Source organism: Streptomyces sp. VNUA24, from assembly GCF_029167005.1.
Lineage (GTDB): Bacteria > Actinomycetota > Actinomycetes > Streptomycetales > Streptomycetaceae > Streptomyces > Streptomyces scabiei.
Map to the genome: position 1 here is coordinate 5,532,755 of NZ_CP119143.1, position 25,638 is coordinate 5,558,392.

The 25,638-nt window shown below is 72.3% G+C and carries 23 protein-coding genes; 15 read left to right on the top strand and 8 right to left on the bottom strand.

Annotated features, from left to right (window positions below; all coding sequences use genetic code 11):
* The first annotated feature begins 472 nt into the window (after positions 1-472).
* From PYR72_RS23555 to PYR72_RS23585, 7 genes are all read left to right on the top strand, one after another.
* A complete protein-coding gene (locus PYR72_RS23555; protein WP_013002008.1) occupies positions 473-1,627 on the top strand; it encodes a SchA/CurD-like domain-containing protein in 1,155 nt (384 codons plus the stop codon).
* An 87-nt stretch (positions 1,628-1,714) separates the two neighbouring features.
* A complete protein-coding gene (locus tag PYR72_RS23560; RefSeq protein ID WP_037723184.1) occupies positions 1,715-2,167 on the top strand; it encodes a cupin domain-containing protein in 453 nt (150 codons plus the stop codon).
* Positions 2,164-3,432 carry a beta-ketoacyl-[acyl-carrier-protein] synthase family protein gene (locus tag PYR72_RS23565; protein ID WP_275457158.1) on the top strand — a complete coding sequence of 423 codons (1,269 nt, stop codon included), beginning with the start codon at positions 2,164-2,166 and terminating at the stop codon, positions 3,430-3,432. Before PYR72_RS23560 ends, PYR72_RS23565 begins: the two co-directional genes overlap by 4 nt.
* Positions 3,429-4,679, top strand: a complete 1,251-nt coding sequence (locus tag PYR72_RS23570; protein ID WP_275457159.1) for a beta-ketoacyl synthase N-terminal-like domain-containing protein — start codon at positions 3,429-3,431, stop codon at positions 4,677-4,679. Before PYR72_RS23565 ends, PYR72_RS23570 begins: the two co-directional genes overlap by 4 nt.
* A gap of 56 nt (positions 4,680-4,735) precedes the next feature.
* On the top strand, positions 4,736-4,993 hold the full coding sequence (locus PYR72_RS23575; RefSeq protein WP_005483381.1) for an acyl carrier protein: 258 nt from the start codon (positions 4,736-4,738) through the stop codon (positions 4,991-4,993).
* Position 4,994: 1 nt separating this feature from the next.
* Positions 4,995-5,474 (top strand): SRPBCC family protein, encoded by a 480-nt coding sequence (locus PYR72_RS23580; RefSeq protein ID WP_013002013.1) that lies wholly within the window; start codon positions 4,995-4,997, stop codon positions 5,472-5,474.
* A 20-nt stretch (positions 5,475-5,494) separates the two neighbouring features.
* Positions 5,495-5,827: a TcmI family type II polyketide cyclase gene (locus tag PYR72_RS23585; protein ID WP_013002014.1), complete on the top strand. Its 333-nt coding sequence runs from the start codon at positions 5,495-5,497 to the stop codon at positions 5,825-5,827.
* Positions 5,828-5,882: 55 nt separating this feature from the next.
* Here PYR72_RS23585 and PYR72_RS23590 read toward each other — a convergent pair whose 3' ends face one another.
* The 4 genes from PYR72_RS23590 to PYR72_RS23605 all read right to left on the bottom strand — a co-directional run bounded on the left by PYR72_RS23590 (position 5,883) and on the right by PYR72_RS23605 (position 10,597).
* Complete coding sequence (locus PYR72_RS23590; RefSeq protein WP_107118336.1) at positions 5,883-6,878, bottom strand: methyltransferase; 996 nt, start codon at positions 6,876-6,878, stop codon at positions 5,883-5,885.
* Positions 6,879-7,017: 139 nt separating this feature from the next.
* Positions 7,018-8,082 carry a right-handed parallel beta-helix repeat-containing protein gene (locus PYR72_RS23595; RefSeq protein ID WP_275457160.1) on the bottom strand — a complete coding sequence of 355 codons (1,065 nt, stop codon included), beginning with the start codon at positions 8,080-8,082 and terminating at the stop codon, positions 7,018-7,020.
* A gap of 103 nt (positions 8,083-8,185) precedes the next feature.
* On the bottom strand, positions 8,186-9,310 hold the full coding sequence (locus PYR72_RS23600) for a YihY/virulence factor BrkB family protein (protein ID WP_275457161.1): 1,125 nt from the start codon (positions 9,308-9,310) through the stop codon (positions 8,186-8,188).
* A gap of 54 nt (positions 9,311-9,364) precedes the next feature.
* A complete protein-coding gene (locus PYR72_RS23605; RefSeq protein WP_275457162.1) occupies positions 9,365-10,597 on the bottom strand; it encodes a serine hydrolase domain-containing protein in 1,233 nt (410 codons plus the stop codon).
* Between the two features lie 571 nt (positions 10,598-11,168).
* Here PYR72_RS23605 and PYR72_RS23610 point away from each other — a divergent pair.
* The gene (locus tag PYR72_RS23610) at positions 11,169-11,546 is read left to right on the top strand and encodes a DUF2637 domain-containing protein (RefSeq protein WP_275457163.1); all 378 of its coding nucleotides are present in this window, start codon (positions 11,169-11,171) and stop codon (positions 11,544-11,546) included.
* Between the two features lie 30 nt (positions 11,547-11,576).
* Here PYR72_RS23610 and PYR72_RS23615 read toward each other — a convergent pair whose 3' ends face one another.
* Positions 11,577-14,126: a SpoIIE family protein phosphatase gene (locus PYR72_RS23615; protein WP_275457164.1), complete on the bottom strand. Its 2,550-nt coding sequence runs from the start codon at positions 14,124-14,126 to the stop codon at positions 11,577-11,579.
* Between the two features lie 306 nt (positions 14,127-14,432).
* Here PYR72_RS23615 and PYR72_RS23620 point away from each other — a divergent pair, with 306 nt between their 5' ends.
* The gene (locus tag PYR72_RS23620) at positions 14,433-15,869 is read left to right on the top strand and encodes an APC family permease (protein ID WP_275457165.1); all 1,437 of its coding nucleotides are present in this window, start codon (positions 14,433-14,435) and stop codon (positions 15,867-15,869) included.
* Between the two features lie 159 nt (positions 15,870-16,028).
* Here PYR72_RS23620 and PYR72_RS23625 read toward each other — a convergent pair whose 3' ends face one another.
* Positions 16,029-16,976 (bottom strand): hypothetical protein, encoded by a 948-nt coding sequence (locus PYR72_RS23625; protein ID WP_275457166.1) that lies wholly within the window; start codon positions 16,974-16,976, stop codon positions 16,029-16,031.
* Positions 16,977-17,141: 165 nt separating this feature from the next.
* Between PYR72_RS23625 and PYR72_RS23630 the strand changes: the two genes are divergently transcribed.
* The 4 genes from PYR72_RS23630 (at position 17,142) to PYR72_RS23645 (ending at position 20,992) form a co-directional block, all read left to right on the top strand.
* On the top strand, positions 17,142-18,068 hold the full coding sequence (locus tag PYR72_RS23630) for a hypothetical protein (RefSeq protein ID WP_275457167.1): 927 nt from the start codon (positions 17,142-17,144) through the stop codon (positions 18,066-18,068).
* Between the two features lie 265 nt (positions 18,069-18,333).
* A complete protein-coding gene (locus tag PYR72_RS23635; RefSeq protein ID WP_005483357.1) occupies positions 18,334-18,537 on the top strand; it encodes a cold-shock protein in 204 nt (67 codons plus the stop codon).
* Between the two features lie 93 nt (positions 18,538-18,630).
* Entirely contained in the window at positions 18,631-20,280 is a 1,650-nt protein-coding gene (locus tag PYR72_RS23640; protein WP_275457168.1) for a DEAD/DEAH box helicase, read from the top strand.
* Positions 20,281-20,404: 124 nt separating this feature from the next.
* The gene (locus PYR72_RS23645) at positions 20,405-20,992 is read left to right on the top strand and encodes a TerB family tellurite resistance protein (RefSeq protein ID WP_275457169.1); all 588 of its coding nucleotides are present in this window, start codon (positions 20,405-20,407) and stop codon (positions 20,990-20,992) included.
* Positions 20,993-21,157: 165 nt separating this feature from the next.
* Here the strand turns inward: PYR72_RS23645 and dacB are convergent, their stop codons facing one another.
* Positions 21,158-22,504: a D-alanyl-D-alanine carboxypeptidase/D-alanyl-D-alanine-endopeptidase gene (gene dacB / locus PYR72_RS23650; RefSeq protein WP_275457170.1), complete on the bottom strand. Its 1,347-nt coding sequence runs from the start codon at positions 22,502-22,504 to the stop codon at positions 21,158-21,160.
* 225 nt (positions 22,505-22,729) lie between these two features.
* Between dacB and PYR72_RS23655 the strand changes: the two genes are divergently transcribed.
* Entirely contained in the window at positions 22,730-23,143 is a 414-nt protein-coding gene (locus PYR72_RS23655) for a VOC family protein (protein WP_275457171.1), read from the top strand.
* Between the two features lie 88 nt (positions 23,144-23,231).
* Positions 23,232-24,053: an alpha/beta hydrolase gene (locus PYR72_RS23660; RefSeq protein WP_275457172.1), complete on the top strand. Its 822-nt coding sequence runs from the start codon at positions 23,232-23,234 to the stop codon at positions 24,051-24,053.
* Here PYR72_RS23660 and PYR72_RS23665 read toward each other — a convergent pair.
* Positions 24,040-25,602, bottom strand: coding sequence for a carbohydrate-binding protein (locus PYR72_RS23665; RefSeq protein ID WP_275457173.1), 1,563 nt, complete (start codon positions 25,600-25,602; stop codon positions 24,040-24,042). The genes PYR72_RS23660 and PYR72_RS23665 overlap by 14 nt on opposite strands.
* Positions 25,603-25,638: the final 36 nt, after the last annotated feature.

Below are 25,638 nucleotides of genomic sequence, written 5' to 3' on the forward strand. Positions count from 1 at the left end.
CCACCCACCACCGCCGCCGCCGCCGCCGGGACGAACGACCGCCGACGCAGACGCAGGCGCAGGCGCAGGCCACCGGCCGCCGGTCGCTGGCCGTCGGTCCCAGGCCGCCAGCCGCCAGCCGCCGGTCGCCGGTCGCCGGCGGAAAACCGCAGGCCACAGACCGCCCACCGAAGACCGCCCGCCCGACCGGCCGTATCCGGCCCGCCCGTCGTTCGCCAGGGCGGAGCAGCCGCAGCCCCGCCCGAAGCGCCGTCCGGCCCTCGCCGACCCCGCCATCGCCACCGCCACCGCCGTAGGCGCCCCGTACGGCCGCCCGGCGACGCCGTCACCCGGGCGGCGGACCGGTCACCCGCGCAGTGCATACGAGTCGCGCGCCGGAAGGGGCGGGCCCAGGATCGAGGCACGCCGACGTCTCGCCGAACCGGCCGACGTTCGTCCGTCCCCGCCCCCCCACCGAGGAGATGTGCGCAGGATGACCACCACGTCCGAACGTCTTACGGAGACGCTGAAGCGACAGGTGTCGCAGCGGGTCTCCCAGTCCGTCTTCGACGGCTCCCGGCTCCGTGTCGTCCTCCTCGTGGACGTCTACGACGGCGCCCAGCAGCAGTTCCTGGAGGCGTACGAGCAGCTGTGCAACCAGGTCGCGTCGGTCCCCGGGCACGTCAGCGACCAGCTGTGCCAGTCCATCGAGAACCCCTCCCAGTGGCTGATCACCAGTGAGTGGGAGTCCGCCCCGCCGTTCCTCACCTGGGTGAACAGCGAGGAACACGTGGACATGGTGAAGCCGCTGCACAACTGCGTCCGCGACACCCGCTCCCTGCGCTTCCACATCGTCCGCGAGACCGGCGGCCCGGCCGTGGCGGCCGAGACCGGCGAGCGCCGGCTGCAGACCTCGCCCCGCATCGGCGACGGCCTGATCCGGCACGCGCTCACCTTCACGGTCAAGCCGGGCAGCGAGGAGAAGGTCGCCCGCATCCTCGCCGACTACGCCGCGCCGGACCCGAAGGTCGACGACACCACCCGCCTGTGCCGCACCTCCCTGTTCATGCACGGCAACCGGGTGGTCCGCGCCGTCGAGGTGCGGGGCGACCTGCTCGCCGCGCTGCGGCACGTGGCCCGGCAGCCCGAGGTGCGGGCCGTCGAGGAGGCCATCAACCCCTATCTGGAGCAGGACCGGGACCTGGACGACCCCGACTCCGCCCGGGTCTTCTTCACCCGCGCGGCACTGCCCGCCGTCCACCATGTGACGGCAGGCCAGGAGAGCCCGGACGCCGTACGGCACGCGCTGTACTACCCGGCCCGTGAGGGCTGCGGTCTGCAGCTGGCCGAACTGCTCGCCCGGCAGGACGAGGCGGCGGCGGACGACCCGCAGGGCCCGGTGCTGCGCAGCACGATCTTCCAGCGCGACGACATCGTGGTGCGGCTGGTCGACGTGCGCGGCGGCATCGACAACGACCCCGGCCCCGTCCTCGGCCTCACCGACCGCGCCCGCGCGGCCGAGCTGACGGCGCTCCTGGACGGCGGCGCCCTCGGCGCGGACGGCTCGCCCAGGGAGGGCGCCCCCGCCCGCCTGCTCACGGTCGCCCGCATGGACCTCGTCACCGACCGCCGGGCCCCCGACGCCTGATCCCCGCCACCGGGGGCCGTGCCCGTCCACGGCACGCGCCCCCGACCCCCGCACCCGCCCGACGCAGCTCATGTTCGGAGGAACGTCGTGATCAATCGCCATCCCGGCATCGTGGATGTCAGCGAGGTCGAGCCCAACACCCGGCGCGGCGGCGATCTGCGCGCCATGCTGACCCCCTCCACGGTCGGCTCCACCAGCGGTTTCATGGGTGTGGCCATCGTGGCGCCCGGCGACCGCATCGCCGAGCACTACCACCCGTACTCCGAGGAGTTCATCTACGTCATCTGCGGACAGCTGGAGGTGGACCTCGACGGCGAGGCCCACCCGCTCCAGCCGGAGCAGGGCCTGTTGATCCCCGCCCACATGCGGCACCGCTTCCGCAACGTCGGCAACGTGGAGGCCCGCATGGTCTTCCACCTCGGCCCGCTGGCCCCGAGCCCGCCGCTCGGCCACGTCGACACCGAGGACGCGAACGGCGTACCGATCCCGGTGGAGGCGGCCCACGCCGGACGGGCCGAGCGGCCCCAGGTCCGCTCATGACCAGGCGCGTGGCGGTCACCGGCATAGGCATCGTCGCTCCGGGCGGCATCGGTGTCCCGGCGTTCTGGGACCTGCTGGCCGACGGTCGTACGGCGACACGCGGCATCACCTTCTTCGACCCGTCCGGGCTGCGTTCGCGGATCGCCGCCGAGTGCGACTTCGACCCGGCGGCCCACGGACTGGACGCCGGGCAGATCGCCCGGTGCGACCGGTACATCCAGTTCGCCCTGGTGGCCGGTGAGGAGGCGATACAGGACTCCGGCCTCGACCTCGCCACGGAGAACCCCTGGCGGGTCGGGGTGTCCCTGGGCACCGCGGTCGGCGGCACCACCCGGCTGGAGCACGACTACGTGCTGGTCAGCCATGGCGGGCAGCGCTGGGACGTGGACCACCGGGAGGCCGGAGCGCATCTGCACCGGGCGTTCGCGCCGAGCACTCTCGCCTCGACGGTCGCCGAGCGCTTCGAGGCACGCGGGCCGGTGCAGACCGTCTCCACCGGCTGCACCTCGGGACTCGACGCCGTCGGGTACGCCTTCCACACCATCGAGGAGGGCCGGGCCGACATCTGCATAGCCGGCGCCTCGGACTCGCCGATCTCCCCGATCACCATGGCCTGCTTCGACGCGATCAAGGCCACCTCCCCCGACAACGACGACCCGGCCCACGCCTCGCGCCCCTTCGACGCCGACCGCAACGGCTTCGTCATGGGCGAGGGCGGCGCCGTGCTCGTCCTGGAGGAGCTGGAGCACGCGAAGGCCAGGGGCGCGCGGATCTACTGCGAGATCGGGGGCTACGCCACCTTCGGCAACGCCTACCACATGACCGGTCTGACCAGCGAGGGCCTGGAGATGGCGCGGGCCATCGAGGACGCCCTCGACCACGCCCGGCTCGACCGTACGGCCGTCGACTACGTCAACGCGCACGGCTCGGGCACCAAGCAGAACGACCGGCACGAGACGGCCGCCGTCAAACGGACGCTCGGCGCGCACGCCTACGACACGCCCATGAGTTCCATCAAGTCCATGGTGGGCCACTCGCTGGGCGCGATCGGGGCGATCGAGGTCGTCGCCTGTGCGCTGGCCCTGGCCCACCAGGTCGTCCCGCCCACCGCGAACTACCAGACCCCGGACCCCGAGTGCGACCTGGACTACGTCCCGCGCGTCGCCCGCGAACGGAAGCTGACCAACGTGCTCTCCGTGGGCAGCGGGTTCGGCGGGTTCCAGTCCGCGGTGGTCATGAGCCTGCCGAGGGAGAAGACACGATGAGCGAACGGCGTCCTCGGCGCGCGGCCGTCACCGGAATCGGCGTGGTCGCGCCCAACGGAACGAGCACCGAGACGTTCTGGAAGTCGACCCGGGAGGGCATCAGCGTCCTGGACCGGGTCACCCGCGAAGGCTGCGAGCACCTGCCGCTCAAGGTGGCGGGCGAGGTCCGCAACTTCGATCCGCCGTCGGCGGTCGAGGAGCGCTACCTCGTCCAGACCGACCGGTTCACGCACTTCGCGATGGCCTCCGCCGACCAGGCGCTCGACGACGCCCGCCTGGACCGGCCCGAGACCGACGCGGCCCCGTTCTCGGTGGGCGTGGTCACCGCGGCCGGCTCCGGCGGCGGCGAGTTCGGGCAGCGGGAGCTGCAGCAGCTGTGGTCCAAGGGCAGCCGCTTCGTCGGTCCGTACCAGTCCATCGCCTGGTTCTACGCGGCGAGCACCGGCCAGATCTCCATCCGCCGCGGCTTCAAGGGCCCCTGTGGGGTCATCGCCTCCGACGAGGCGGGCGGTCTGGACGCCGTGGCGCACGCGGCACGGGCCGTGCGGCGCGGCACCGACGTGATGGTGACCGGCGCGACCGAGGCGCCGCTCGCCCCCTACTCGATGGTCTGCCAGCTCGGTTATCCGGAGCTGAGCACCGTGGCCGACCCGGACCGCGCCTACCGGCCGTTCACCGCCGCGGCCTGCGGGTTCGTGCCCGCCGAGGGCGGCGCGATGCTCGTCGTGGAGGCGGAGGGCACAGCCCGGGAGCGGGGCGCGCCCGTACGGGCCCTCGTCGCGGGCCACGCCGCCACCTTCACCGGCGCCTCCCGCTGGGAGGAGTCGCGGGCGGGGCTCGCCGAGGCGATCCGGGCCGCCCTGGACGAGGCCGGCTGCGCCCCGGAGGAGATCGACGTGGTCTTCGCCGACGCCCTCGGCGTACCGGAGGCGGACCGGGCGGAGGCGCTGGCGATCGCGGACGCCCTCGGCGCGCACGGCACCCGGGTCCCCGTCACGGCGCCGAAGACCGCCATCGGCCGGGGCAACGGGGCGGCGGCCGTCCTGGACGTCGCGGCGGCCGTGCTCGCGATGGAGCACCGGGTGATCCCGCCCACCCCGAACGTCTTCGACGTCTGCCACGACCTCGACCTCGTCACCGGCACCGCCCGCGCCGCCGAGCCGCGCACGGCGCTGGTCCTCAGCCGGGGCCTCATGGGCTCGAACGCGGCGCTGGTGCTGCGGCTCGGCCCCGGCGACGCCTCCTGACCACCCCTCCCCACGCACCACCGACGCACCACCGACGCACCACCAAGGAGAACCGCATGAGTGACCGCATCACCGTGGAAGAGCTGTCCGAGCTGATGAAGAAGGCCGCCGGGGTCACCGTCACCCCGGAGGAGCTCCAGCGGCGCATGGAGTCCGGCTTCGACGTCATCGGCATCGACTCGCTCGGTCTGCTCGGCATCGTGGGCGAACTGGAGAACCGGTACGGCACACCGATGCCACCGGACGCTGAGAAGAGCCGCAGCCCCAAGCAGTTCCTCGACCAGGTCAACACCGCGCTGATGGCGGGTGCCTGACATGGCCGGACACACGCAGAACGAGATCACCATCGCCGCCCCGGTCGACCTGGTCTGGGACATGACCAACGACGTCGCGAACTGGCCCCGCCTGTTCAGCGAGTACGCCACCGCCGAGATCCTCTCCCGGGAGGGGGACCGGGTGACGTTCCGGCTGACCATGCACCCGGACGAGAACGGCAAGGTGTGGAGCTGGGTCTCGGAGCGCGAGGCGGACCGGGACACCCTCAGCGTGGAGGCCCGCCGCGTCGAGACCGGGCCCTTCGCCTACATGAACATCCTGTGGGAGTACGAGAAGGTCCCCACCGGCACCCGGATGACCTGGACGCAGGACTTCGCGATGAAGCCCGACGCGCCGGTCGACGACGACTGGATGACGGACAACATCAACCGCAACTCCAAGGTGCAGATGGCCCTGATCCGGGACCGCATCGAGAAGGCCGCCGCCGAACAGGGCGCCGCGCCGGGCCTGACCGACTGAGCCGGACGGAGAACACCCCCATGCACCAGTCCCTGATCGTCGCCCGGATGGCCCCGGGGTCGGCCCCGGACATCGCCAAGATCTTCGAGGAGTCCGACCGCGGCGAGCTGCCGCACCTCATCGGGGTCTCCCGGCGCAGCCTCTTCCAGTTCGACGACGTCTACATCCACCTCGTCGAGTCCGAGCGGGACCCCACGCCCGTCATCACGAAGATGGCCGGGCACCCCGAGTTCCGTGCCATCAGCGAAAGGCTGTCGTCGTACGTCACGGCGTACGACCCGGCGACCTGGCGTTCGCCGAAGGACGCGATGGCGAACCGTTTCTACCGGTGGGAGCGGGACGGCCGCTCCTGAAGCCGCCGTCGGGCCGCCGGGCACGCGCGGGACGCGTGGCCGGCGGCCCGTACGGTCATCCGGGCACGTGGCAGTCGAACGCGTGCAGATAGGCGTTGACCGGGCGCACGTCGTCGATCACCAGTCCCGCGTCCGTGAGTCTGCGGGTCATGCTCTCGGTGGTGTGCTTGGCCCCGCCGACGTTGAGGAGCAGCAGCAGGTCCATGGCGGTGCTGAAGCGCATCGAGGGCGAGTCGTCGACCATGTTCTCGATGACCACGACCCGGGTCCCCGGGCCGCCGGTGGCGACGACGTTGCGCAGCAGCCGGGCCGTGCTGTCGTCGTCCCACTCCAGGATGTTCTTGATGACGTACACGTCGGCCCGGACCGGGACGGCCTCGCGGCAGTCGCCGGGCACGACGCGCGTGCGGTCCGCGAGCGCGCCGCCCGGACGCAGCCGGGGGTCGGCGTTCTCCACCACGCGCGGCAGGTCGAGCAGGGTGCCGTGCAGCTCCGGGTGCTTCTCCAGCAGGCTCGCCACCACGTGCCCCTGTCCCCCGCCGATGTCGGCGACGGACGAACTCCCCGACAGGTCGAGGAAGTCGGCGACGTCCCGCGCGGACTGCACGCTGGAGGTCGTCATGGCGCGGTTGAAGACGTCCGCCGACTCCGGGGCGTCCTCGTTGAGGTAGACGAAGAACTCCTTGCCGTACAGCTCCTCGACGACGTTGTGGCCGGAGCGCACCGCCTCGTCGAGCTTCGGCCAGGCGTCCCAGGTCCACGGCTCGGTGCACCACAGGGCGATGGCGCGCAGGCTGTGCGGGTCGTCCTCGCGCAGCAGCCGGGACATGTCGGTGTGCGCGAACGTCCCGTCCGGCCGTTCGGTGAACACGCCGTAGCAGGACAGGGCCCGCAACAGCCGCCGCAGCGGCTTCGGTTCGGCCTTCACCGCGGCGGCGAGATCCTCCGCGGACAGCGGGGTGTCACCGAGGGCGTCGGCGACCCCCAGCCGGGCGGCGGCACGCAGGGCCGCGGCGCAGGCGGCGCCGAACACCAGCTCCCTGAACCGCATGGGGGGCGGGGGCGCCGGGGTGTCCTGCGCCGGGTGCGGGGTCTTGGCCGGGGTGACCGGCGCGGTGGTGGTCTGTCGGGTCTGAGCGGTCGTCATACGACGCCCTCCTTCTTCGCGTTCGTGGGACGACCGGGGCCGGTCAGCACAGGCCCGTCGGCTTGGACGCCCGGCAGGTGTTGCCCGTGAAGGTGTTGCCCTTGCCGGCGGTGTCCGTGTTGACGATGTCCGCCGGGGCGTTGCCCTCCAGCACGTTGTCGGTGATCCGGTTCCGCTCGCTGGTGGTGCCCACGAAGCTCTTCCAGACGACGATGCCGCCCGACAGCGGGGAGGCGCCGGCGTTCTCCGTGATGCGGTTGCGGGTCACCAGGGTGTCCTCGGCGCCGGTCAGCACGATGCCGGTGCCCTGCAGCGCGTCCAGCCGCGCGGTCTTCGGGCAGGACTTGTTGTTCCGCTCGATGAGGTTGTCGCGCACGGTGAGCGCGCCGGCCCGCGGCATGTTCTCGTCGCCCACGACGAAGACGCCCGCGCAGTTGCCGGTGAGGTGGTTGTCCGCGACGGTGAGGTTGCGCAGGCGCCGGACGGTGAGTCCGATCCTGTTGCCCTCCAGGCGGTTGTGGGCGACGACGGCGCCGCCGCTGTCCGTGGCGCCCTGCTCGGCCTTGACGGTGTTCGCGAGGAACAGTCCCGCGTCGCCGTTGTCCCGCGCGGTGTTCTTGCGGAACACCCCGCGCACCGAACGCTCCTGGGCGATGCCCCACACGCCGTTCTTCTCGGCGGTCACGTGCCGTACGGTCAGCCGGTCGGTGTCCTGGGCGAACACCCCGGACCCGGTGAAGCCGGCCACGGTGAGCCCGGCGACGGTCACGTCCTCGACCTTGCGGTCCTTGGTCCCGGCCACGCAGATGCCGTTGCCGTCCGCGCAGCTCTCGGCGGCCTTGGTCGTGGCCGGTACGACGACGGTGCCGCGGCCCATGCCGCGCAGCGTGAGCCCGTCCGTCGTGATCCTGACGCTCTCCCGGTACGTGCCGGAGGCCACGAGGACGGTGTCGCCCGCCGCCGCGGTGTCCACGGCCTCCTGGATCGACTCCCCGGGAAAGACCACATGGGTCCGGTGTTGGTCGGCGACGGCCGACGGGGCGGCCCCGAGCCCCGCCCCGATGACCGCCGCGATACTCGCCACAAAGGCAATATGCCATTTCGTCATATTCCGCAAGATATGACCAGGTTTGCTCCAAGACCCCCGATAACCCATCCGACGGCGTGTCCCGCGCCCCGGCGCACGAGGACGGGTACGGGTGCGGGCCCGGTCAGCCCCGCGCCCCGGGCCGGGAGCCGGAGTCGGAGTCGGAGCCGGAGTCGGGCCCGAGGCGGCGGCGGTCCTCCTCGTCCCACGCACGGGTGTCACGCGGCTGGACGTACGGCTCCTCGTGCGGGGGATGGCCGCCCTCGACGGCACGCCGACGGGCCAGCTCCGCGTCGAACTCCAGGCCCAGCAGGATCGCCAGGTTCGTGATCCACAGCCAGACCAGGAAGATGATCACACCCGCGACGGCGCCGTACGTCTTGTTGTACGAGCCGAAGTTCGCCACGTAGAACGCGAACCCGGCCGACGCGGCCATCCAGATCAGCAGGGCGAGCAGACTGCCCGGGGTGATCCAGCGGAAGCCGCGGACCTTCGCGTTGGGGGTGGCCCAGTAGAGGACCGCGATCATGATCGTGACCAGGAGGACCAGCACCGGCCACTTCGCGATCGACCACACGGTGAGCGCCGTGTCGCCGACCCCGAGCGCCGTGCCCACCTCGCGCGCGAGGCCGCCGGTGAACACCACGATCAGCGCGCTGATCACGGCCATGACCATCAGCACCATGGTCACGCCGACCCGGACGGGCAGCACCTTCCACACCGGACGCCCCTCGGGGACGTCGTACACCGCGTTCGCGCTCCTGATGAACGCCGCGACATAGCCGGAGGCCGACCACACCGCGAGCACCAGGCCCACGATCGCCATGACCGAGCCGAGCCCGGCGTTGTTCTGCATCTGCTGGACGGCGTTGGTCAGGACGTCACGGGCCGCGCCCGGCGCCAGCTTCTGGATGTTGTCCAGCACCTCCCGCGTCGCCGACTCCCCGACGATCCCCAGCAGGGACACGAGGGCCAGCAGCGCCGGGAACAGGGCCAGGATGCCGTAGTACGTCAGGGCCGCCGCCCGGTCGGTCAGCTCGTCCTTCTTGAACTCCTTCAGGGTGCCCTTCAGCACCGACCGCCAAGAGCGCCCGGACAGCTGCGTGGGGCTGTCCGGCGCCCGCTGTTCCACCCGCTCGTCCGGCCCGACGTCCCGTTCGACGTCACGTTCGGCGTCCCGTTCGACGTCCCGCTCGGCGCCCTGGTCGACGTCGGGCCGCTTGTCATGTCGTTTCAGCGTCCGCATCATGGCGGCCGGGTATCCGACCCGCACCGGCCTATGCGTGCATATGCCACAAAACGGTCAGCGCGGGGGCGCGGGACGGTCGTAGACGTGGTCCGGGGTCACGATCTCGGTGAGGGCGCGGGCGAGGAGCGAGGACGGCTCCTGTCCGTCGTGGGTGATGTCGGTGTTGAGCAGCAGCACCAGGGTGGCCTTCCGCGACGGCAGGTGGACGGTGACGCTCTGGTAGCCGGGGATGGAGCCGTTGTGCCCGATCCAGCCGCCGGACTCGAAGATGCCGAGGCCGTAGCTCGTGCCGGGGAAACCGGTCGGCAGCATCGTCAGCCGCTCGCGCTGGGTCTGCGGGGTGAGCAGGGTCCCGGTGGCGACGATCCTGGCCCAGCGGCGCAGGTCGTGCAGGTCGGAGATCATCGCCCCGGCCGCCCAGGCCCAGCTGGGGTTCCAGTCCGTGGCGTCCTCGACCCCACCGCTCAGCGTCTGGTTCGTGTAGCCGTGCGCGTGCGGCTCGGGGAACTCGCGCCCGTCGGGGAACAGCGTGTGCCGCAGCCGGGCCGGGCCGAGCACGCGCTCGTGGATGAACTCGGCGAGCGGCCGCCCACCGACCTTCTCCACCACCAGGCCGAGCAGGACGAGGTTGGTGTTGGAGTACTGGAACCGCGCACCGGGCTCGAAGGTGTTCCGGTGCCGGAAGCCGTACGCGAGGACCTCGCGCGGGGTGAAGTGACGGGCCGGGTCGCTCAACAGGGCGCGCACGAAGTCCGAGTCGGCGCTGTACGGGAACAGGCCGCTGCGCATCTGCGCGAGATGGCGCAGCGTGATCCGGTCACCGTTCGGCACCCCGCGCACATAGCGCGAGATGGGGGCGTCGAGCCGGATCCGGCGGTCGTCGACGAGGTCGAGCAGCGCGGTGACCGTGAAGGTCTTGGTCTCGCTGCCGATCCGGACGTACTGGTCGGTGGTCATCGGCCTGCCGGTGGCGGTGTCGGCGACGCCGGTCGCGCGGACGTAGCACCCCCGGCCGGGCATCCACAGCCCGACGGCGACACCGGGGATACCGGCCTCGCGGCGGACCTTCGCGACGGCCTTGTCCAGCCGGGCGGTCAGCGCCCGGCCGAGACCGCCCTGCCGGCACTCGTCCTTCCCGTGACGGTCGGCGGTGCCGTGGCGGTCGACCGCGGCAGGGCGGTCGACCGCGGCGTGGACGGTCACGGCGGGTGCCGCCGCCACAGGGGTCAGTACGGACACCACCAGCGCGGCGGCGGCCAGCAGACGGCGGGAGGGGGAGCGTCGCATGGAGGGGCGCCTCTTCCGGAGCGGGGAACAGAGGCGCCCACGTCACCATCCGGGCCCCGGGCCGAGAGCCCCCTCCAGGACGCGTCGAGTCGAGTCCACTCGTTCGGAGCCACGCGCGTCCGCACCATTTCACAGGCCATCGATCACGATTCGAAACTCGCGAAAACCCCCGGCGATCGCTATTCTCCCGAATGCCCAAAATCAGGTATCGACTCCTCTCGTACCGGTCGGAAAAGCGGATCCCGAATGGACTGGATACAAAATGAGAACCGATTACGACGCGGTGGATCATCACTTCGACGGGCCCCAGCCGTTCGAGACGCAGCCCATCTGGCTCCCCGGCCCGAGGGCCGCGTCGGGTGTGTGGGACCCGAACGACGACCTGATCCACATGCCGTACATGGCCCACACCATGGACGTCCCGGTCCCCCCGTTGCCGGACCTGCGCGACCGCCCGCGCCGCCCGGTCAGCCGGCGGCGGCCACGCCCGGGGGCCCACTTCCTTTCGAAAAACCCTAGGATCGTCCCAGTCTTTTTCTTAATTACGACAATCGCCATCTGCGCACTGACGATGCTTTATTGGTCCGTCTCTTATTCGTACGGTCAGCTTCGCGGCATCGCGCTGCTGGTCGTGGCGGAGCATCTGGCGCGCTGGTGGCCCCTGACCGTCTACGGGCCGTGGCTGCTCGCGGGCCTGTCCATCCTGCGGGCCTCCGTCCAGCAGCGGACCGCCCGGAAGTCCTGGGCGGTGATGCTGCTGTGCTCCGCCACGGCGGTGGCCCTGTGCATCGGCCAGTCGACGAGTTCGGTGCTGGCCATGGTGATCGTCGGCATCCCGCCGATCACCGCCCTCGTCTGCTTCCGTGAACTCGTCGGCCAGTTCTCCGCCGGGCAGGGCCCCCGGCACGCCGCCGACCCCCTGAACGCCCCCAAGCAGAACAGGACGTAGGCCGCACGGGCGGCGCGCACCGTCCGAGGGTCAGTCGAGGGCCTGCTCCGTCCAGATCGTCTTGCCCGTCGGGGTGGGACGGGTGCCCCAGCGCCGGGTCAGCTGGGCGACCAGGAGCAGGCCCCGACCCCCTTCGTCGTAGGTGCGGGCGCGGCGCATGTGGGGTGCCGTGCTGCTGGCGTCGGAGACCTCGCAGATGAGACTCCGGTCGTGGATCAGACGCAGCCGCACGGGCGGTTCGGCGTGCCGGATGGCGTTGGTGACCAGTTCGCTGACGACCAGCTCCGTGACGAAGGCCGCGTCGTTCAGTCCCCAGCTCTCCAGCCGGCACAGGGCGTTCTTGCGGGCCTCCGCGACGGCGGACGGATCCGGGGACACCTCCCAGGTGGCGACCCGTGCGGGATCGAGCGCGCGGGGCCGGGCGAGGAGGAGGGCCACGTCGTCGGTGGGCCGCCGCGGCAGTACGGCGCCGAGGACCCGGTCGCACAGCGCGTCCAGCGAGGTGTCGGGGGCGCCGAGCGCCTGCCGCAGCCGGGCGATGCCGTCGTCGACGTCGGTGCCGGTGCCGGTGCCGCTGATCCCGCCACCGCTGCCCCCGCCGTCCACGCCTCCACCGTCTCCTCCACCGTTGCCGCCACCGTCGCCGCCACCCCGGGACGCGATCAGGCCGTCGGTGTAGAGGGCGAGCAGGCCGCCCTCCGGCAGTTCGGTCTCCCGCGACTCGAAGGGCAGTCCGCCCAGGCCCAGCGGGGGCCCCGCCGGCAGGTCGAGCAGTCCGGCGGTGCCGTCCGGGCCCACCACGACCGGCAGCGGATGCCCCGCCCGGGCGAGCGTGCACCGGCGCGAGACGGGGTCGTACACGGCGTACAGGCAGGTCGCCCCGACGACGCCCGCGGTCGCGTCGCCCACCGCCGCCCCGCCCTCGGCCGCCCGCTCCGCACCGGCCTCCGCCTCGGTGGCCAGCCGGGCCACGAGGTCGTCGAGATGGGTGAGCAGTTCGTCGGGGGGCAGGTCGATGTCGGCGAGCGTACGGACGGCGGTCCGCAGCCGGCCCATGGTCGCGGAGGCGTGGATGCCGTGGCCCACGACGTCCCCGACGACCAGCGCCACCCTGGCCCCGGAGAGCGGGATGACGTCGAACCAGTCACCGCCGACCCCGGCGCGGGCGCCGGCCGGGAGGTAGCGGGAGGCGACCTCGACCGCGTCCTGCTCGGGCAGGCTCTGCGGCAGCAGACTGCGCTGCAGCGTGACGGCCGTGCCGCGCTCGCGGGTGTAGCGCAGCGCGTTGTCGATGCTGACCCCCGCGCGCGCCGCCAGTTCCTCGGCCAGGACGAGGTCGTCGTCCTGGAAGGAGTCGGGGTGCCGGTGGCGGGCGAAGACGACGACGCCCAGGGTGGTCCCGCGGGCCGACAGCGGCACGGTCATCGCCGAGTGGAACCCGAAGTCGCGGATGCGGGCGGTCCGCACCGGGTCGCGCGCCACCCAGTCGGCGATCGCGGGCTCGGTCACCCGGTACAGCACGGCCTGCCCCGAGCGCAGACTCTCCACCGGCGGCGAGCCGTCCGGGTACTCGTCCACCTCGCCCGGCGCGACGACCGCCTCCGGGCTCCCGGGCAGCACGGACTGGTGGGCGACGCGCCGCAGGCCGAGCGCACGGCCCGCCCCCGGCACCCGCTCGGGCGGTTCGTGCCGCTCGTCGAGGGAGGCCAGCAGATCGACGCTGACGAAGTCGGCGAGGTCCGGGACCGCGACGTCCGCCAGCTCCTGTGCCGTCCGCGTCACGTCCAGGGTGCTGCCGATGCGCCGGCCGGCCTCCGCGATCAGCTGGAGGCGGGTGCGGGCCCAGTACTGCTCCGTCATGTCGTGCCCGGTGACGGCCACGCCGAGGACCCGGCCGTCGTCGTCCTCCAGCCGGTAGCAGTGGACCGACCAGGCGTGCTCACGGGCCTCGTCGGGGGCGCGCGCGTGGTTCTCCACGTACTGCGGCTCGCCGGTCTCCAGCGCCCGCCGCATCAGCCGCTCGACCTCGCCGACGGCCGGGTCGTCCACCGCCTCCGTCATCCGCAGCCCGCGCAGGTCGTCGTCGTCCAGCCCCAGGGCGGCGCCCGAGGCCCGGTTGGACCGGCGGAAGCGCAGGTCCGTGTCGTGCACCGAGGTCGAGCAGCACGGGGAGTCGAGGAAGGCGCGCAGTGCGAGAGCCTCGTCGCCGGGGCGCGGCCAGGTGCCGGTGAGGGCGCAGACGAGGGACCAGTCGCGGGTCCCGCAGTACGACGTGCGGTGGTGCGCCAGGACCCTGACCTCCACGCGCCGCCCGTCCCGGTGCCGCAGGACGAGCGCGCCGTGCCACCTCGACAGCTCGGAGAAGCGCGGCAGGGCGCCCGGCGCGGGCGCCTCGGCGAGCAGGGCGAGTGCCGGCCGGTCCAGGATCTGCGCCGGTGTGTAGCCGAGCAGCTGTTCGGCGCCCGCGCTCCAGCCGGTCACCGTGCCGTGTTCGTCGACGGTGGCCCGCGCGGTGGGCGCCTCCCCGACCGTGTCCGGGCCGGGGTCCGCCCCCGGTCCGCCGACGGCGTGCCGCTCCATGACCGCTCATCTCACTCTCGCCCGAGACCACCCCGCGCCGAGGCTCGCGCCACTACCTTTGGTATGTCCGATTGCCACCTTTTCACTCTCGTTCGAGACCGCAAACCGGGCAGCGGAGGGCCGGAGCCGCCCGGGGACAAGGGCGCACACGGAACGTCGTAAGTACCCGAACAATCTGTGGCCCTACACGTGTCACTCCCTTGCCAGGCAGGCCCGTTGGGGCAAACATGGGGCAGCTCGTTTGAGCCGAAACCACATCCCTCTCTTTCGCCCGACAGGTAGAACATGTCTACAAGTGCGTCCAGAATGCGGCACGCGGCCGGCGACGGTTACGCGGCCACCGGCTCCCTCAAACAGAACGCGCTCGGCGTCCTGGGCATCCTCTTCTTCGTCCTCTCCGCGCAGGCGCCGCTGACCGGTGTGGCCGGAGCGGCACCGGTGGCGATAGCCATCGGCAACGGCCCGGGCGTCCCCGCGATGTACGTCGTGGCCGGTGTGGTCGTCCTGCTGTTCTCCGTCGGGTACGTCGCGATGGGCCGCCATGTGGTGGACGCGGGCGCCTTCTACTCCTACGTCGGCAAGGGACTCGGCGGTACGGCCGCCGCGGGCAGCGCGGGTGTGGCCCTGCTCGCCTACCACGCCATCCAGGCGGCGGTGTACGGCCTGTTCGGCTCGGTGATGAACGGGCTGGCCCTGCAGTACCTGGACACGGACGTCCCGTGGTGGCTGTTCGCGCTCGGCACGATGGCGATCGTGCAGGGGCTCGGCGCGACCGGCGTCGACGTGGGCGCCAAGGTCCTCGCGGTGTTCGTGCTGGCCGAGATCAGTCTGCTGCTGGTCTTCGGCGTGGTGATGCTCCTCAAGGGCGGCGGCCCCGAAGGGCTGGCCCCGGGCTCCTCCTTCTCCCTGTCGGCGGCGCTGGACGGCGCGCCCGGCGTGGCGCTGATGTTCGCGGTGGCGTCGATGTTCGGCTTCGAGGCGACCGCGATCTACGGCGAGGAGGCGCGCGAGCCGCACAAGACGGTCCCCCGGGCCACCTATCTCGCCGTCGTCCTCGTCACCGCGTTCTTCGCGTTCACGTCCTGGATGCTGATCTCGGCGCACGGCCCGTCCTCCAGCGCCGCCGCCGCGGGCAAGGCCCTGGAGGGCGGGGACGGGGCGGCCTTCGTCGCCGCGCCGGTCGCCTCGGAGCTGGGCGCGTGGGCGGGGGACGCGCTGCCGATCCTGCTGGCCACCTCGCTCTTCGCCAGCATCCTGGCCTTCCACAACTCGGCCAACCGCTATCTGTTCTCCCTGGGCCGGGAGGGCCTGCTGCCGCGTGCGCTGAGCACGCTCAACGGCCGCCAGTCGCCGTGGCTCGCGGGTGTCGCGCAGACCGGGGTCGCCGCGCTGCTGGTCTTCCCCTTCGCCCTCGCGGGCAAGGACCCCGTGCTCACCCTCTTCTCCTGGCTCAGCGGTCTCGCCGTGCTGGCGATCATGCTGCTGTACTTGCTGACCTCCGTGTCGGTCATCGTGTACTTCCGCCACGAGCAGTCCGGTGACACCCGGCTGTGGAACACGCTGATCGCCCCGGCCCTGGGCGCGGGCGGCATCGCCGGTGCGATCTGGCTGATCGTGTCCAACTTCCCCACCCTCATCGGCGGCGACACCACCACCGCCGTCTGGCTCGGCCTGGCCGTGCCGGGGGCGCTGCTGGCGGGCATGGCGATGCCCCTGCTCGCGGGATCGCCGAACAGGCGGTAGCCCTCCGGGGGTGCGTGTTCGAGTGCGGGTGCGTGGGGGCTGGTCTTTCAGGCCCGCAGGGCCTGGGTTTTCAGGGGCGCGGGGAACTGCGCGACCAGCCCCCACCGGACCCGCACCCGACAACGCACCCCCACCCGCCCGCACCACCCGCCGCGAACGTCAGCTCATCGCCCGCTGCTGCCACGCACCGAACGTCGCCACGGGGTCGTCACTCTCCAGCGCCCACGGATACGGCGTCGCCAGCCCCCCGATCGCCCGGAAGACCTCCCCCGCCTCCCCGGCCCGCTTCGCCTGCACCAGCGCGTACGCCAGCAGGTTGAGATCGGCGACGGCCGCCGCGTGGGTCAGATACCCGGGGCGGGGCCAGTCGGCCAGCGCCCGGCCCAGGGCCGCCACCGCGTTGGGCCGGCTCCACAGATGCACGGCGGTGAGCGCTTCGAGGCCGCCCTGGTCGAGGGTGCCCTGGTAGAGATCGATGAGGGCCGCTATCTCCAGGCCCGCCGTCGGCGCCGTCGGCGCCGCACCCGCCCGCACCCGGTCCAGGAAGTCGACGGTCTGCGCGTGCGAACCGCACTCCCACGGCGACAGATAACCCAGCATCTGGAAGTGGGCCTCGCGGTTCCAGGGATCGCGCCGGACGATCTCGTCCCAGAGCGGGAACACCTCCGGGGCCGGCCGCCGCCACAGCCGCAGCAGTCCGAGCCGCACCACCCACGGGGTGGGGTCCTCGGGCCGCAGCGAGACGGCGCGTTCGCAGGCGTCGAGCGCCTCCCGGGTCTCTCCCGGCACCGGCTGTTCCTCGTACCGCGCGCGCAGCAGGACGCCCCAGGCGAACAGCAGTTGCGCGTCCGGGTCCTGCGGCTGTTCCTCGGCCCAGGAGCGCTGCAGCGGCGGTGACGCCGACTCCGCGAGGACGCTCAGCCGGTGGGCCCGGCGGTCCCAGTCCCGCCCGCTGTCGCGCAGCAACTGCTCGATCATGGCGACCGCGAGGCTGCGGCCGCCCGAACTCCCCCTCTCGACCAGACGCTTGCGCACCTTCCCGAGGTCGGAGTCGTCGAGTTCGGGTGCGAGTCTGGTCGTGCTTCGCCGGCGACCGAGAAGAGCCATGCCCGGAGAGTAACGAATTTTGGTCGCACAGTGATGCTTTGAGATGGACGTATGCAGATCCGATATCACGACCGGACAACAGGGCAGAGGACTCTATCTTCAACTCCCTTGTTTTCGGGCCCACTTCACCTTATGCACACGATCTCCGCTCCCTATCATCGGATGATGACGGAACCGACCCAGTCCGGCCCGTACACGGGCCCGCCCGCCCCTGAGCCCCAGCCGGCCGCACCCGCGCCCGGCTGGCCGGCCGCCCCGCCCCCGCAGCAAGGGGCCCCCTATCCCTACGCGGCCACACCGCCCGCCGGTCCCGGCAGACCGCCCGCCCCGCCGGGAAGCCCGGCGGGGACGACGGACCGCGCGGCCGGCGCGCTGCTGATACTCGGCGCCGCCCTCGCCGTCGGCGGCTCGTTCGCCACGCTGGACAAGACGGTCCAGTACCTCGGCGACGGAAGGGGACAACCGGTCTACGAGAGCGTCGCGAAGGCCTGGTCCTACTCCAGCTCGGGAGCGACCGACGGACCGACCTCGGTCACGCAGTTCTCCGGCGTCCCCCTCCTCCTCGGCGGCCTGCTGGCCGTCGCCGCCGCCGTCCTCCTCCTGAGCGGCCGCGCCCGCTCGTTCCCGCTGGGACCCGCGCTCGGCATCGCCGGCGGGATGCTGCTGTTCGGCACGACGCTCACCGTGCTGACGGACGCCTTCAACGACACCCAGTGGGACGAGGACGGCCGGACCACGACCTTCGGCGCCGGCTTCTATCTGCTGACCGTCGCCCTGCTGCTCGCCCTCGGCGGGGCCGTGACCAGCGTCCTCGCCCTGCGCGGCCCCGCCGGAGCCCTCCCCGGCCCTGCCCCTCACCCGTTCGCGGCCCCGCAGGCCGCACCGCCCGCACAGGCCCCTCCGGCCCCGCAGCACTGGCAGGCCCTCCCCGCCGCTGCCCCCGGCACCCCCGGCACCCCTGGCACCCCTGGCACCCCTGGCACCCCTGGCACCCCTGGCACCCCTGGCACCCAGCCGTACCCGCCGGCACCGCCGTCGCAGCCGCAGGCGCAGCCGCACCAGCCACCGCCGCCGCCACCGGCCGGCGGCTGACGCCGGGCGGACGTCGGACGTCCCGCTGGGGGTGTCGTGTCCCGTGTCTCACAGCGGTCACCCCCAGCCTGTGCTACCTTGACATGAAGTGGCAGTTTTGGTTACCAGAGGCTTCTGAGTGCTCTTCGACCTTCCGTCGACGAGCACTCTTTGTTGTTTCCGGGGCTTTCCGGGACTTTTCGAATCTTCCCGTCGGGTCGAACCGTGCTGCGACACCGGGTCCGCAAAGTGTGGGCTCCGGGCACTGCATCAAGGGAGTTACAGCATGGCATCCGGCACCGTGAAGTGGTTCAACTCGGAAAAGGGCTTCGGCTTCATCGAGCAGGAGGGTGGCGGCCCCGACGTCTTCGCCCACTACTCGAACATCGCCACCTCCGGCTTCCGTGAGCTTCAGGAAGGCCAGAAGGTCACCTTCGACGTCACGCAGGGCCAGAAGGGCCCCCAGGCCGAGAACATCGTTCCCGCCTGACTCTGACGCGTACGCATGAGCCGGGGCCCGCGCCCGAAAGGTGCGGGCCCCGGCTCGTGTGTGACCGGCGTCGCCGCATCGAGGAAGGTCCCCATGAACCGCACGGCTCGTACCAACAGCAGCAGCTCCTCCCGCCCCCGTACGGAGCAGGGCTCTGCCACCCGCTCGGACAAGGGCTCCACCGGTGCGGGCTCCTCCCGGGGCAACCGCACCCGCGCCCAGGGAACGGGAGCCGGAGCGGGGTCGGGGTCGGGCAACCCGGGCGCTTCCTCCCGTGCGGCCAGGAACGGCGGGGGCAGGAACGGCACGCCCAAGAACGGTGCGGGCCAGAGCGGCGCCGCGAAGAACGGCGCGCCCAAGAGCGGCCGGAGCCGTCGTAGTGGAGGCGGCAGGCCCGCCGCCGTGCCCGCCGCCGGTGAGTTCGCGCTGCCGGTGACCGTCACGCCCGCGCTGCCCGCCGTCGACGCCTTCGACGCACTCGGACTTCCCGGGCGGCTGCTGGAGACCCTCCGCGCCGAAGGGGTGACCACCCCGTTCCCCATCCAGGCCGCGACGCTGCCGAACTCGCTCGCCGGCCGGGACGTCCTGGGCCGCGGGCGCACCGGGTCGGGCAAGACGCTCGCCTTCGGCCTCGCGCTGCTGGCCCGCACGGCAGGCCAGCGCGCCGAGCCCCGGCAGCCGCTCGCCCTCGTCCTCGTCCCCACCCGGGAACTGGCGCAGCAGGTCACCGACGCCCTCACCCCGTACGCCCGCGCGCTGCGGCTGCGGCTCGCCACGGTGGTCGGCGGGATGTCCATCGGGCGGCAGGCCAGCGCGCTGCGCGGCGGCGCCGAGGTGGTCGTCGCGACACCCGGACGGCTCAAGGACCTCATAGACCGTGCCGACTGCCGGCTGGACCAGGTCGCGATCACCGTCCTGGACGAGGCCGACCAGATGGCCGACATGGGCTTCATGCCGCAGGTGACCGCGCTGCTCGACCAGGTGCGTCCGGGCGGCCAGCGGCTGCTGTTCTCGGCCACCCTCGACCGCAACGTCGACCGGCTGGTCCGCGACTACCTGCACGACCCCGTCGTCCACTCGGTCGACCCGTCCGCGGGCGCCGTCACCACGATGGACCACCACGTGCTGCACATCGAGGACGACGACAAGCACGCGACCACGACCGAGATCGCCGCCCGCGAGGGCCGGGTGATCATGTTCCTGGACAGCAAGCACGCGACGGACCGGCTGGTCAAGAAGCTGCTGGCGGTCGGCGTACGCGCCGCCGCCCTGCACGGCGGCAAGTCGCAGTCGCAGCGCAACCGGGCCCTGAGCCAGTTCAAGGACGGCGACGTGACGGCGCTGGTCGCCACGAACGTCGCCGCGCGCGGCATCCACGTCGACGACCTCGACCTCGTCGTCAACGTCGACCCGCCGGGCGACCACAAGGACTATCTGCACCGGGGCGGCCGTACGGCACGCGCGGGCGAGTCCGGCACGGTCGTCACCCTCGTCCTGCCGCACCAGCGCCGGGACGTCACCCGGCTGATGGCCGTCGCCGGGATCACGCCGACGACCACCAGGGTCCGCTCCGGCGGCGCCGACCTGAACCGCATCACCGGCGCCCAGGCCCCCTCGGGCGTCCCGGTGGTCCTCGCCCCGCCGGTCACCGAGCAGCCGGCCGCCCGCCCGGCGTCGCGCGGCCGTCGCGGCCGCCCCTCCCAGAGCCGTCGGCGCGCCCCCGCGAAGGGCACCGGCCGCTGACCCTCGGCCGCCCCGGCCCCGGAACTCCGGAGGGGGTGACGGCCGTTCACCGGGTGACGTGCGGTACGCACGCGGACGACCGGAACGACCGGCACGACACGGGCTGAAGCCGAGGTGGCAACGCATGGCGATGTGGGATCGGATCAAGGACCAGGCCAAGGGCCTGCAGCAGCAGGCGCAGGGAGCGCGGGGCGGCACCGGACACGGGCGGCCCGGCGCGGGGCCGCTGGGCGCGCCCGGGTCCTCCGGCTCCGGGCGGTCCGGCGGCGGGTCGAAGGCCCAGCTGGTGAGCGCGCTCAAGTCCCAGCTCACCTCCCTGAAGACGGAGCTGAAGAGCGGGGCCTACCGGGACGCCAGCATGGCCATGTGCGCCCTGGTCGCCGCCGCCGACGGGAACGTGGACGAGCACGAGCGGCAGCACGTGGAGTCGCTCATCCTGAACAACGACGTCCTGCAGAACTTCCCGGCGGACCAGCTGCGGCAGCGCTTCAACAAGCACGTCGGTCAGCTGTCGGCCAACTTCCAGCACGGCAAGGCCGAGGCCATGCAGGAGATCGCCAAGGCGGCGAAGAAGCCGACGGAGGCGCGGGCGGTCGTCCAGACCGGCTTCGTGGTGGCGGGCGCGGACGGGTACATCGCCCAGTCCGAGGAGCAGGTCCTGCGCGAGGCGTGCGCGGCGCTCGGCCTCTCCCCGCAGGAGTTCGGCCTCTGAGGCCCTGACACACCGTCCGGGGGCTGACACATCGTCCGGGGGCCGACACACCGTCCGGGGGCGTACGGCGGTGCCCGACGGCGTCGTCGTGCCCCACGGACGCCGGCCGTCCCCACACCCGGCGTCCGTGGAGTTCTGGAGGGGCGAGCGCTGGGTCGGAAGACCCTACGCCCAGCAGCCGTTGACCGTGGCCGCGAGGCCGTCCAGGGCGTCCTTGATGTCGGACGGGCCGGCGGTGGAGTCGTTCTCGATGAAGGAGAAGACCTTCCACTCGCCGTCCTGGGCCTTGGTCAGACCGCTCAGGGCCACGGCACCGGTGAGGGTGCCGGTCTTGGCCTTGACCTGGCCGACGGCGCACTTGGAGTCGGCGGTGTCGAAACGGCCGAACTCCGGGCCCAGCGTGGCCCCCGCCTCGCCCGAGACGGGCAGCCCGTCGATGACGTACTTCAGCGTCCGGGCGTGCCGGGGGTCGGCGGCCAGGTCGACGATGTCGGCGATGGTCCGCGCCGGGATGCGGGTCGCGCGGGACAGCCCGCTGCCGTCGTACATCTCGAAGTTCGCGAGCGAGATGCCGTAGCGGGTGAGGACCTCGCGGACGACGGCCGTGCCGTCCTCGAAGGTGGCGGAGCGGCCCGCGCCGAGCGCGGTCGACCTCAGGAGCGACTCGGCGATGTCGTTGTCGCTGACCTTGAGCATCTGCTTCACGACCGCGGACAGCTTGTCGGACGTGTGCGCGGCGACCGGCACGTCACCCTTGCCGACGACGCCGCGGGTGACGCCGCCGTCGACGGTGACGCCGTGCGCGGCGAGCTGCTTGGCGAAGACGCCGCCCGCGTCGAGGGAGGTGTCGTCGACGTTGTGGGAGTCGACGACCAGCGCGCGCACGGGGGCGACGGAGTCGGGGTAGTAGCCGGTGTTCCAGCCGTTGGCCAGGGTCGGTTCGGGGAAGAGGCTGTCGTCGATCCGGACCTTCACCGAGGTGAGCCCGGCGTTCTTCAGCCCGGCGACGGCGGTCCCGGCGAGCGCGTCGAGGTCGGCGGTCGTCAGCGTACGGTCGCCGCCGCCGACGAGGGTGAGCGTGCCGTCCCCGTACACGACCTTCGTGGTGAACCGGTGCTCCGGGCCGAGGACCGTCAGCGCGGCCGTGGCGGTCGCCAGCTTCGTGTTCGACGCGGCCATCAGCGCGGTGTCCGCGTTGTGGCCCCACACCACCTTGTCGGACTCGGCGTCGATGACGACACCGCCGAGCCTGGTGCCGAGGCGGGTGTCCTGGCTGCGCGTGTTCAGGTTGTCCGCGATCTTCTGCTCGGCGGGGTCGAGTTCGGTCGCGCCGGGCTTGGCGGCCGGCTTGGCGGTCGCCTTGTCGGCGGCGAAGGCGGATGTTCCGGCCATGATCGTCCCGGCCACGGGCGCGATCACGGCGAGGACGGCCGCCCGTCGCAGCGCCGGGTTCGGGGCCTTGGCCTTGCGGTGCCGGCCGGTCGCGCGGACGCCGGAGGAGGGGAGGGGCATGGGGGGCCTCGTGGGGGTGCGGGAGTCGTGCAAGGTGGCGAATCTTGAAAGGGAAAGTAACAGCCGGGACTCCCGGTACCGATGGGTACTTTGTGAAGACTTGACGCGGTGACAGGTGTGTGTGACAGAGGCCACGGCATGCCGTTGTCAGTGGCCGGGGCTAGTCTCCGGACATCTGACCGTTTGCTCCGTTTCAGGAGTTCCGGGCCCCTTCAGGAGGTTCTCGTGGTCTCTCGACTCAACCCGTATCTCAGCTTCGACGGCGACGCCCGGCAGGCGCTGGAGTTCTACCGCGAGGTGTTCGGCGGCGAGCTGGTGCTGAACACCTTCGGCGCGTTCGGTTCGCCGGACGCGCCCGGGGCCGACAAGATCATGCACGGCATGCTGGAGACGCCGAGCGGTTTCACCCTCATGGGCGCCGACACCCCGCCCGGCATGGAGTACACCCCCGGGTCCAGCTTCTCCGTCAGCCTCAGCGGCGACGACGAAGCCGAACTGCGCGGCTACTGGGAGAAGCTCTCCGCCGGCGCGACCGTCTCCGTCCCCCTCGACAAGCAGATGTGGGGCGACGTCTTCGGCATGTGCACGGACCGCTTCGGCGTGCCGTGGATGGTGAACATCGGCGAGCCGCGCGGCTGACCACCGGCGTCACAGTGCCGCAGGCGGCGCCCTGTCGTTGAAGTCCACAGCACCACCCCCAGTGGACCGACGAACGAGGAGACCGGGCGTGCCGAGGGCCGAGGCGAACGGAGTCGAACTCTTCTACGAGGTGGCCGGGGCCGGCGACCCGCTGGTCCTGGTCCACGGCTCCTGGGGCGACCACCACACCTGGCTGCCGGCCCTCCCCGCCCTCACCGCACGCTTCCGTGTCCTGTTCTACGACCGCCGCGGCCACAGCCGCAGCGAACGTCCACCGGGACAGGGCACACGGCACGAGGACGAGGAGGATCTGGCGGCCCTGATGGAGACCCTGGGCTTCGCCCCGGCCTACGTCGCCGGCACCTCCTTCGGCGCCTCGACCGTCCTCGGCCTGGCGGCCCGCCGCCCCGACCTGTTCCGGGGCCTCGTCGCGCACGAACCCCCGCTCACGGGCACCGTCCCCGACGACCCCCGCCTGCGGCCGCCGGTGACGGCCGTCGAGCAGAGGTACGCCTCGGTCCTCGACCGTCTCCGCGCACACGAACCCCTGGTCGCGGCCCGCCGGTTCACCGACGAGATCGCCGTCGGCCCCGGCACCTGGGACCGGTTGCCCGCCCCGGTCCGGCAGACCTTCCTCGCCAACGCCCCCACGTTCCTCGACGAACACGGCGACCCGCACGGGGCCGACCTGGACCTCGCCGGGCTGTCCGCCCGCACCGGGCCGGTCCTGCTGACCCGGGGCGCGGACAGCCCGCCGTGGTTCGCCGCGATCACCGGCCGCCTCGCCGAGGCCCTCCCCCGGGCCCGCACCCTCACCTTCGAGGGCGCGGGCCACATCCCGCACGTGACCCGCCCGGAGGAGTACGCGCGGGCGGTGACGGCCTTCGCGGACGGGACTATCCGAAGGTGACCTTCAGGGTGCCGTCGCCGCCGAAGGACCAGTGCAGGCCACCGGAGTAGGAGGAGCAGCGGGAGCCGTTCGTCCCGGACCAGAACTGGTTGGAGCTGTCGGAGCTGCCGATGATCCGGTCGTTCGTACCGCTGCGGCTGCGGCAGGAGGTGTTGTCGCGGAACACCGACGTACCGCCGTCGAAGTTGAAGTTCCGCTCGGTGTTGTCGATGCTCGCGTTCCCGGAGACCGCCATGGAGCCCGGGTTGCTGTTCCACGTGAAACCGTGCTTGCCGTTGCCGTAGGCGATGCTGCGCCGGACGACGTGGTTCACGGCGATGTCGTCGCCGCCGAGCTTGTAGCCGTTGCGGTCGCCGTTGCCGGCCTGCGAGCCGTCGCTGAGCGTGCCGTTGGCGTAGGCGAGCGAGTCCTCGACGGTCACCGGTCCGATGGGGCCGGTGTCCGTCTTGGTGTAGAGGTCCCAGCCGTCGTCGATGTTGTTGTGGGCCACCGCGTGGCGGAAGACGTTGCCGGTGCCGGTGGTGAGCTTCGCCGCGAAGCCGTCCGCGTCCTCCCCGTCGGAGTCGGCGTTGTCGTGCGACTCGGCGCTCAGGATGAGGTTGTCCGAGGGCCAGTCGGCGGCGGGGGTGGTGGACGCCGCACGGCCCAGCTGCAGCCCGGTGTCGCGGTTGAAGCGGGTCACGGTCCGCTCGATGACGTTGTCGCTGCCGCCGACGTAGATGCCGTTGTCCCCGGCGCGCTCGACGACCAGTCCGTAGACGTGCCAGTAGGAGGCGTTGAGCTGGAGCCCGCGGTTCGACGAACTCTCGCTCTGGGCCGAGAAGTTGAGGACGGGCGTCTCGCCCGGGTAGGCGGACAGCCGGGTGCGGGCGGCGGCGGTCCCGGAGCTGCCGGCGGGGATGGTGACGGTCGACGCCTGGGCGTACGTCCCGCCGCGCAGGTAGATGGTGCCGCCCGCGGTGATGCGGCTGATCGCCGAGGTCAGGGTGGTGGGGGCGGAGATCGTTCCGGCCGCGGAGTCCGTCCCGCCCGGCGAGACGTAGAGCGTGGAGCCGGTCGGCGGGGGCGTGGTGCCGCCGTCGGGCACGGTGGCGTCGAGGCGGTCGATGTTGGGCAGGCCGGTGGAGCCGGTGGGGTTGATGCGGACGACATTGCTGCCCGATGTCACGGGCACGGTCAGCGTCTTGGTGGTCCACCCCGCCCAGGTGCCGGTGCTCTCGAAGGACGTGGTCGCGGCGGCGGCGCCGTTCACCGTGACGCTCGCGGCCCGGGTGCCGGTGGTGCCGTTGGCGAAGCGTACGGCCAGGGTCGCCGTGCCCGATGCGGGTGCGGTCACGGTGAACTGGACGTACGCGCCGGCGGCGTTGGTGCCGTTGCAGAATCCGCTGCCCGTGTACCCGGCCCAGTCGGAGTCGATGGTGCCGGTGCAGACGGCCGGTGACACCTCGGCCTCGTACCGCGCGGTCGCGGCCCGTGCCGCCGTACCGGACGCCGCGACCAGCAGGGCCGCCATCAGAGCTGCGCTCGCCGTCGCTGTGACGGGTCTCATGTGCGTCGTATGCATCGTCGATCTCCTGGGCGGGTT

Bases quoted from the DNA above. Each gene is read 5' to 3' on its own strand.
- PYR72_RS23555 (WP_013002008.1), top strand. From the start codon at position 473: ATGACCACCACGTCCGAACGTCTTACGGAGACGCTGAAGCGACAGGTG.
- PYR72_RS23565 (WP_275457158.1), top strand. From the start codon at position 2,164: ATGACCAGGCGCGTGGCGGTCACCGGCATAGGCATCGTCGCTCCGGGC.
- PYR72_RS23570 (WP_275457159.1), top strand. From the start codon at position 3,429: ATGAGCGAACGGCGTCCTCGGCGCGCGGCCGTCACCGGAATCGGCGTG.
- PYR72_RS23575 (WP_005483381.1), top strand. From the start codon at position 4,736: ATGAGTGACCGCATCACCGTGGAAGAGCTGTCCGAGCTGATGAAGAAG.
- PYR72_RS23580 (WP_013002013.1), top strand. From the start codon at position 4,995: ATGGCCGGACACACGCAGAACGAGATCACCATCGCCGCCCCGGTCGAC.
- PYR72_RS23585 (WP_013002014.1), top strand. From the start codon at position 5,495: ATGCACCAGTCCCTGATCGTCGCCCGGATGGCCCCGGGGTCGGCCCCG.
- PYR72_RS23590 (WP_107118336.1), bottom strand. From the start codon at position 6,878: ATGCGGTTCAGGGAGCTGGTGTTCGGCGCCGCCTGCGCCGCGGCCCTG.
- PYR72_RS23595 (WP_275457160.1), bottom strand. From the start codon at position 8,082: ATGACGAAATGGCATATTGCCTTTGTGGCGAGTATCGCGGCGGTCATC.
- PYR72_RS23600 (WP_275457161.1), bottom strand. From the start codon at position 9,310: ATGATGCGGACGCTGAAACGACATGACAAGCGGCCCGACGTCGACCAG.
- PYR72_RS23605 (WP_275457162.1), bottom strand. From the start codon at position 10,597: ATGCGACGCTCCCCCTCCCGCCGTCTGCTGGCCGCCGCCGCGCTGGTG.
- PYR72_RS23610 (WP_275457163.1), top strand. From the start codon at position 11,169: ATGCTTTATTGGTCCGTCTCTTATTCGTACGGTCAGCTTCGCGGCATC.
- PYR72_RS23615 (WP_275457164.1), bottom strand. From the start codon at position 14,126: ATGGAGCGGCACGCCGTCGGCGGACCGGGGGCGGACCCCGGCCCGGAC.
- PYR72_RS23620 (WP_275457165.1), top strand. From the start codon at position 14,433: ATGCGGCACGCGGCCGGCGACGGTTACGCGGCCACCGGCTCCCTCAAA.
- PYR72_RS23625 (WP_275457166.1), bottom strand. From the start codon at position 16,976: ATGGCTCTTCTCGGTCGCCGGCGAAGCACGACCAGACTCGCACCCGAA.
- PYR72_RS23630 (WP_275457167.1), top strand. From the start codon at position 17,142: ATGACGGAACCGACCCAGTCCGGCCCGTACACGGGCCCGCCCGCCCCT.
- PYR72_RS23635 (WP_005483357.1), top strand. From the start codon at position 18,334: ATGGCATCCGGCACCGTGAAGTGGTTCAACTCGGAAAAGGGCTTCGGC.
- PYR72_RS23640 (WP_275457168.1), top strand. From the start codon at position 18,631: ATGAACCGCACGGCTCGTACCAACAGCAGCAGCTCCTCCCGCCCCCGT.
- PYR72_RS23645 (WP_275457169.1), top strand. From the start codon at position 20,405: ATGGCGATGTGGGATCGGATCAAGGACCAGGCCAAGGGCCTGCAGCAG.
- dacB (WP_275457170.1), bottom strand. From the start codon at position 22,504: ATGCCCCTCCCCTCCTCCGGCGTCCGCGCGACCGGCCGGCACCGCAAG.
- PYR72_RS23665 (WP_275457173.1), bottom strand. From the start codon at position 25,602: ATGAGACCCGTCACAGCGACGGCGAGCGCAGCTCTGATGGCGGCCCTG.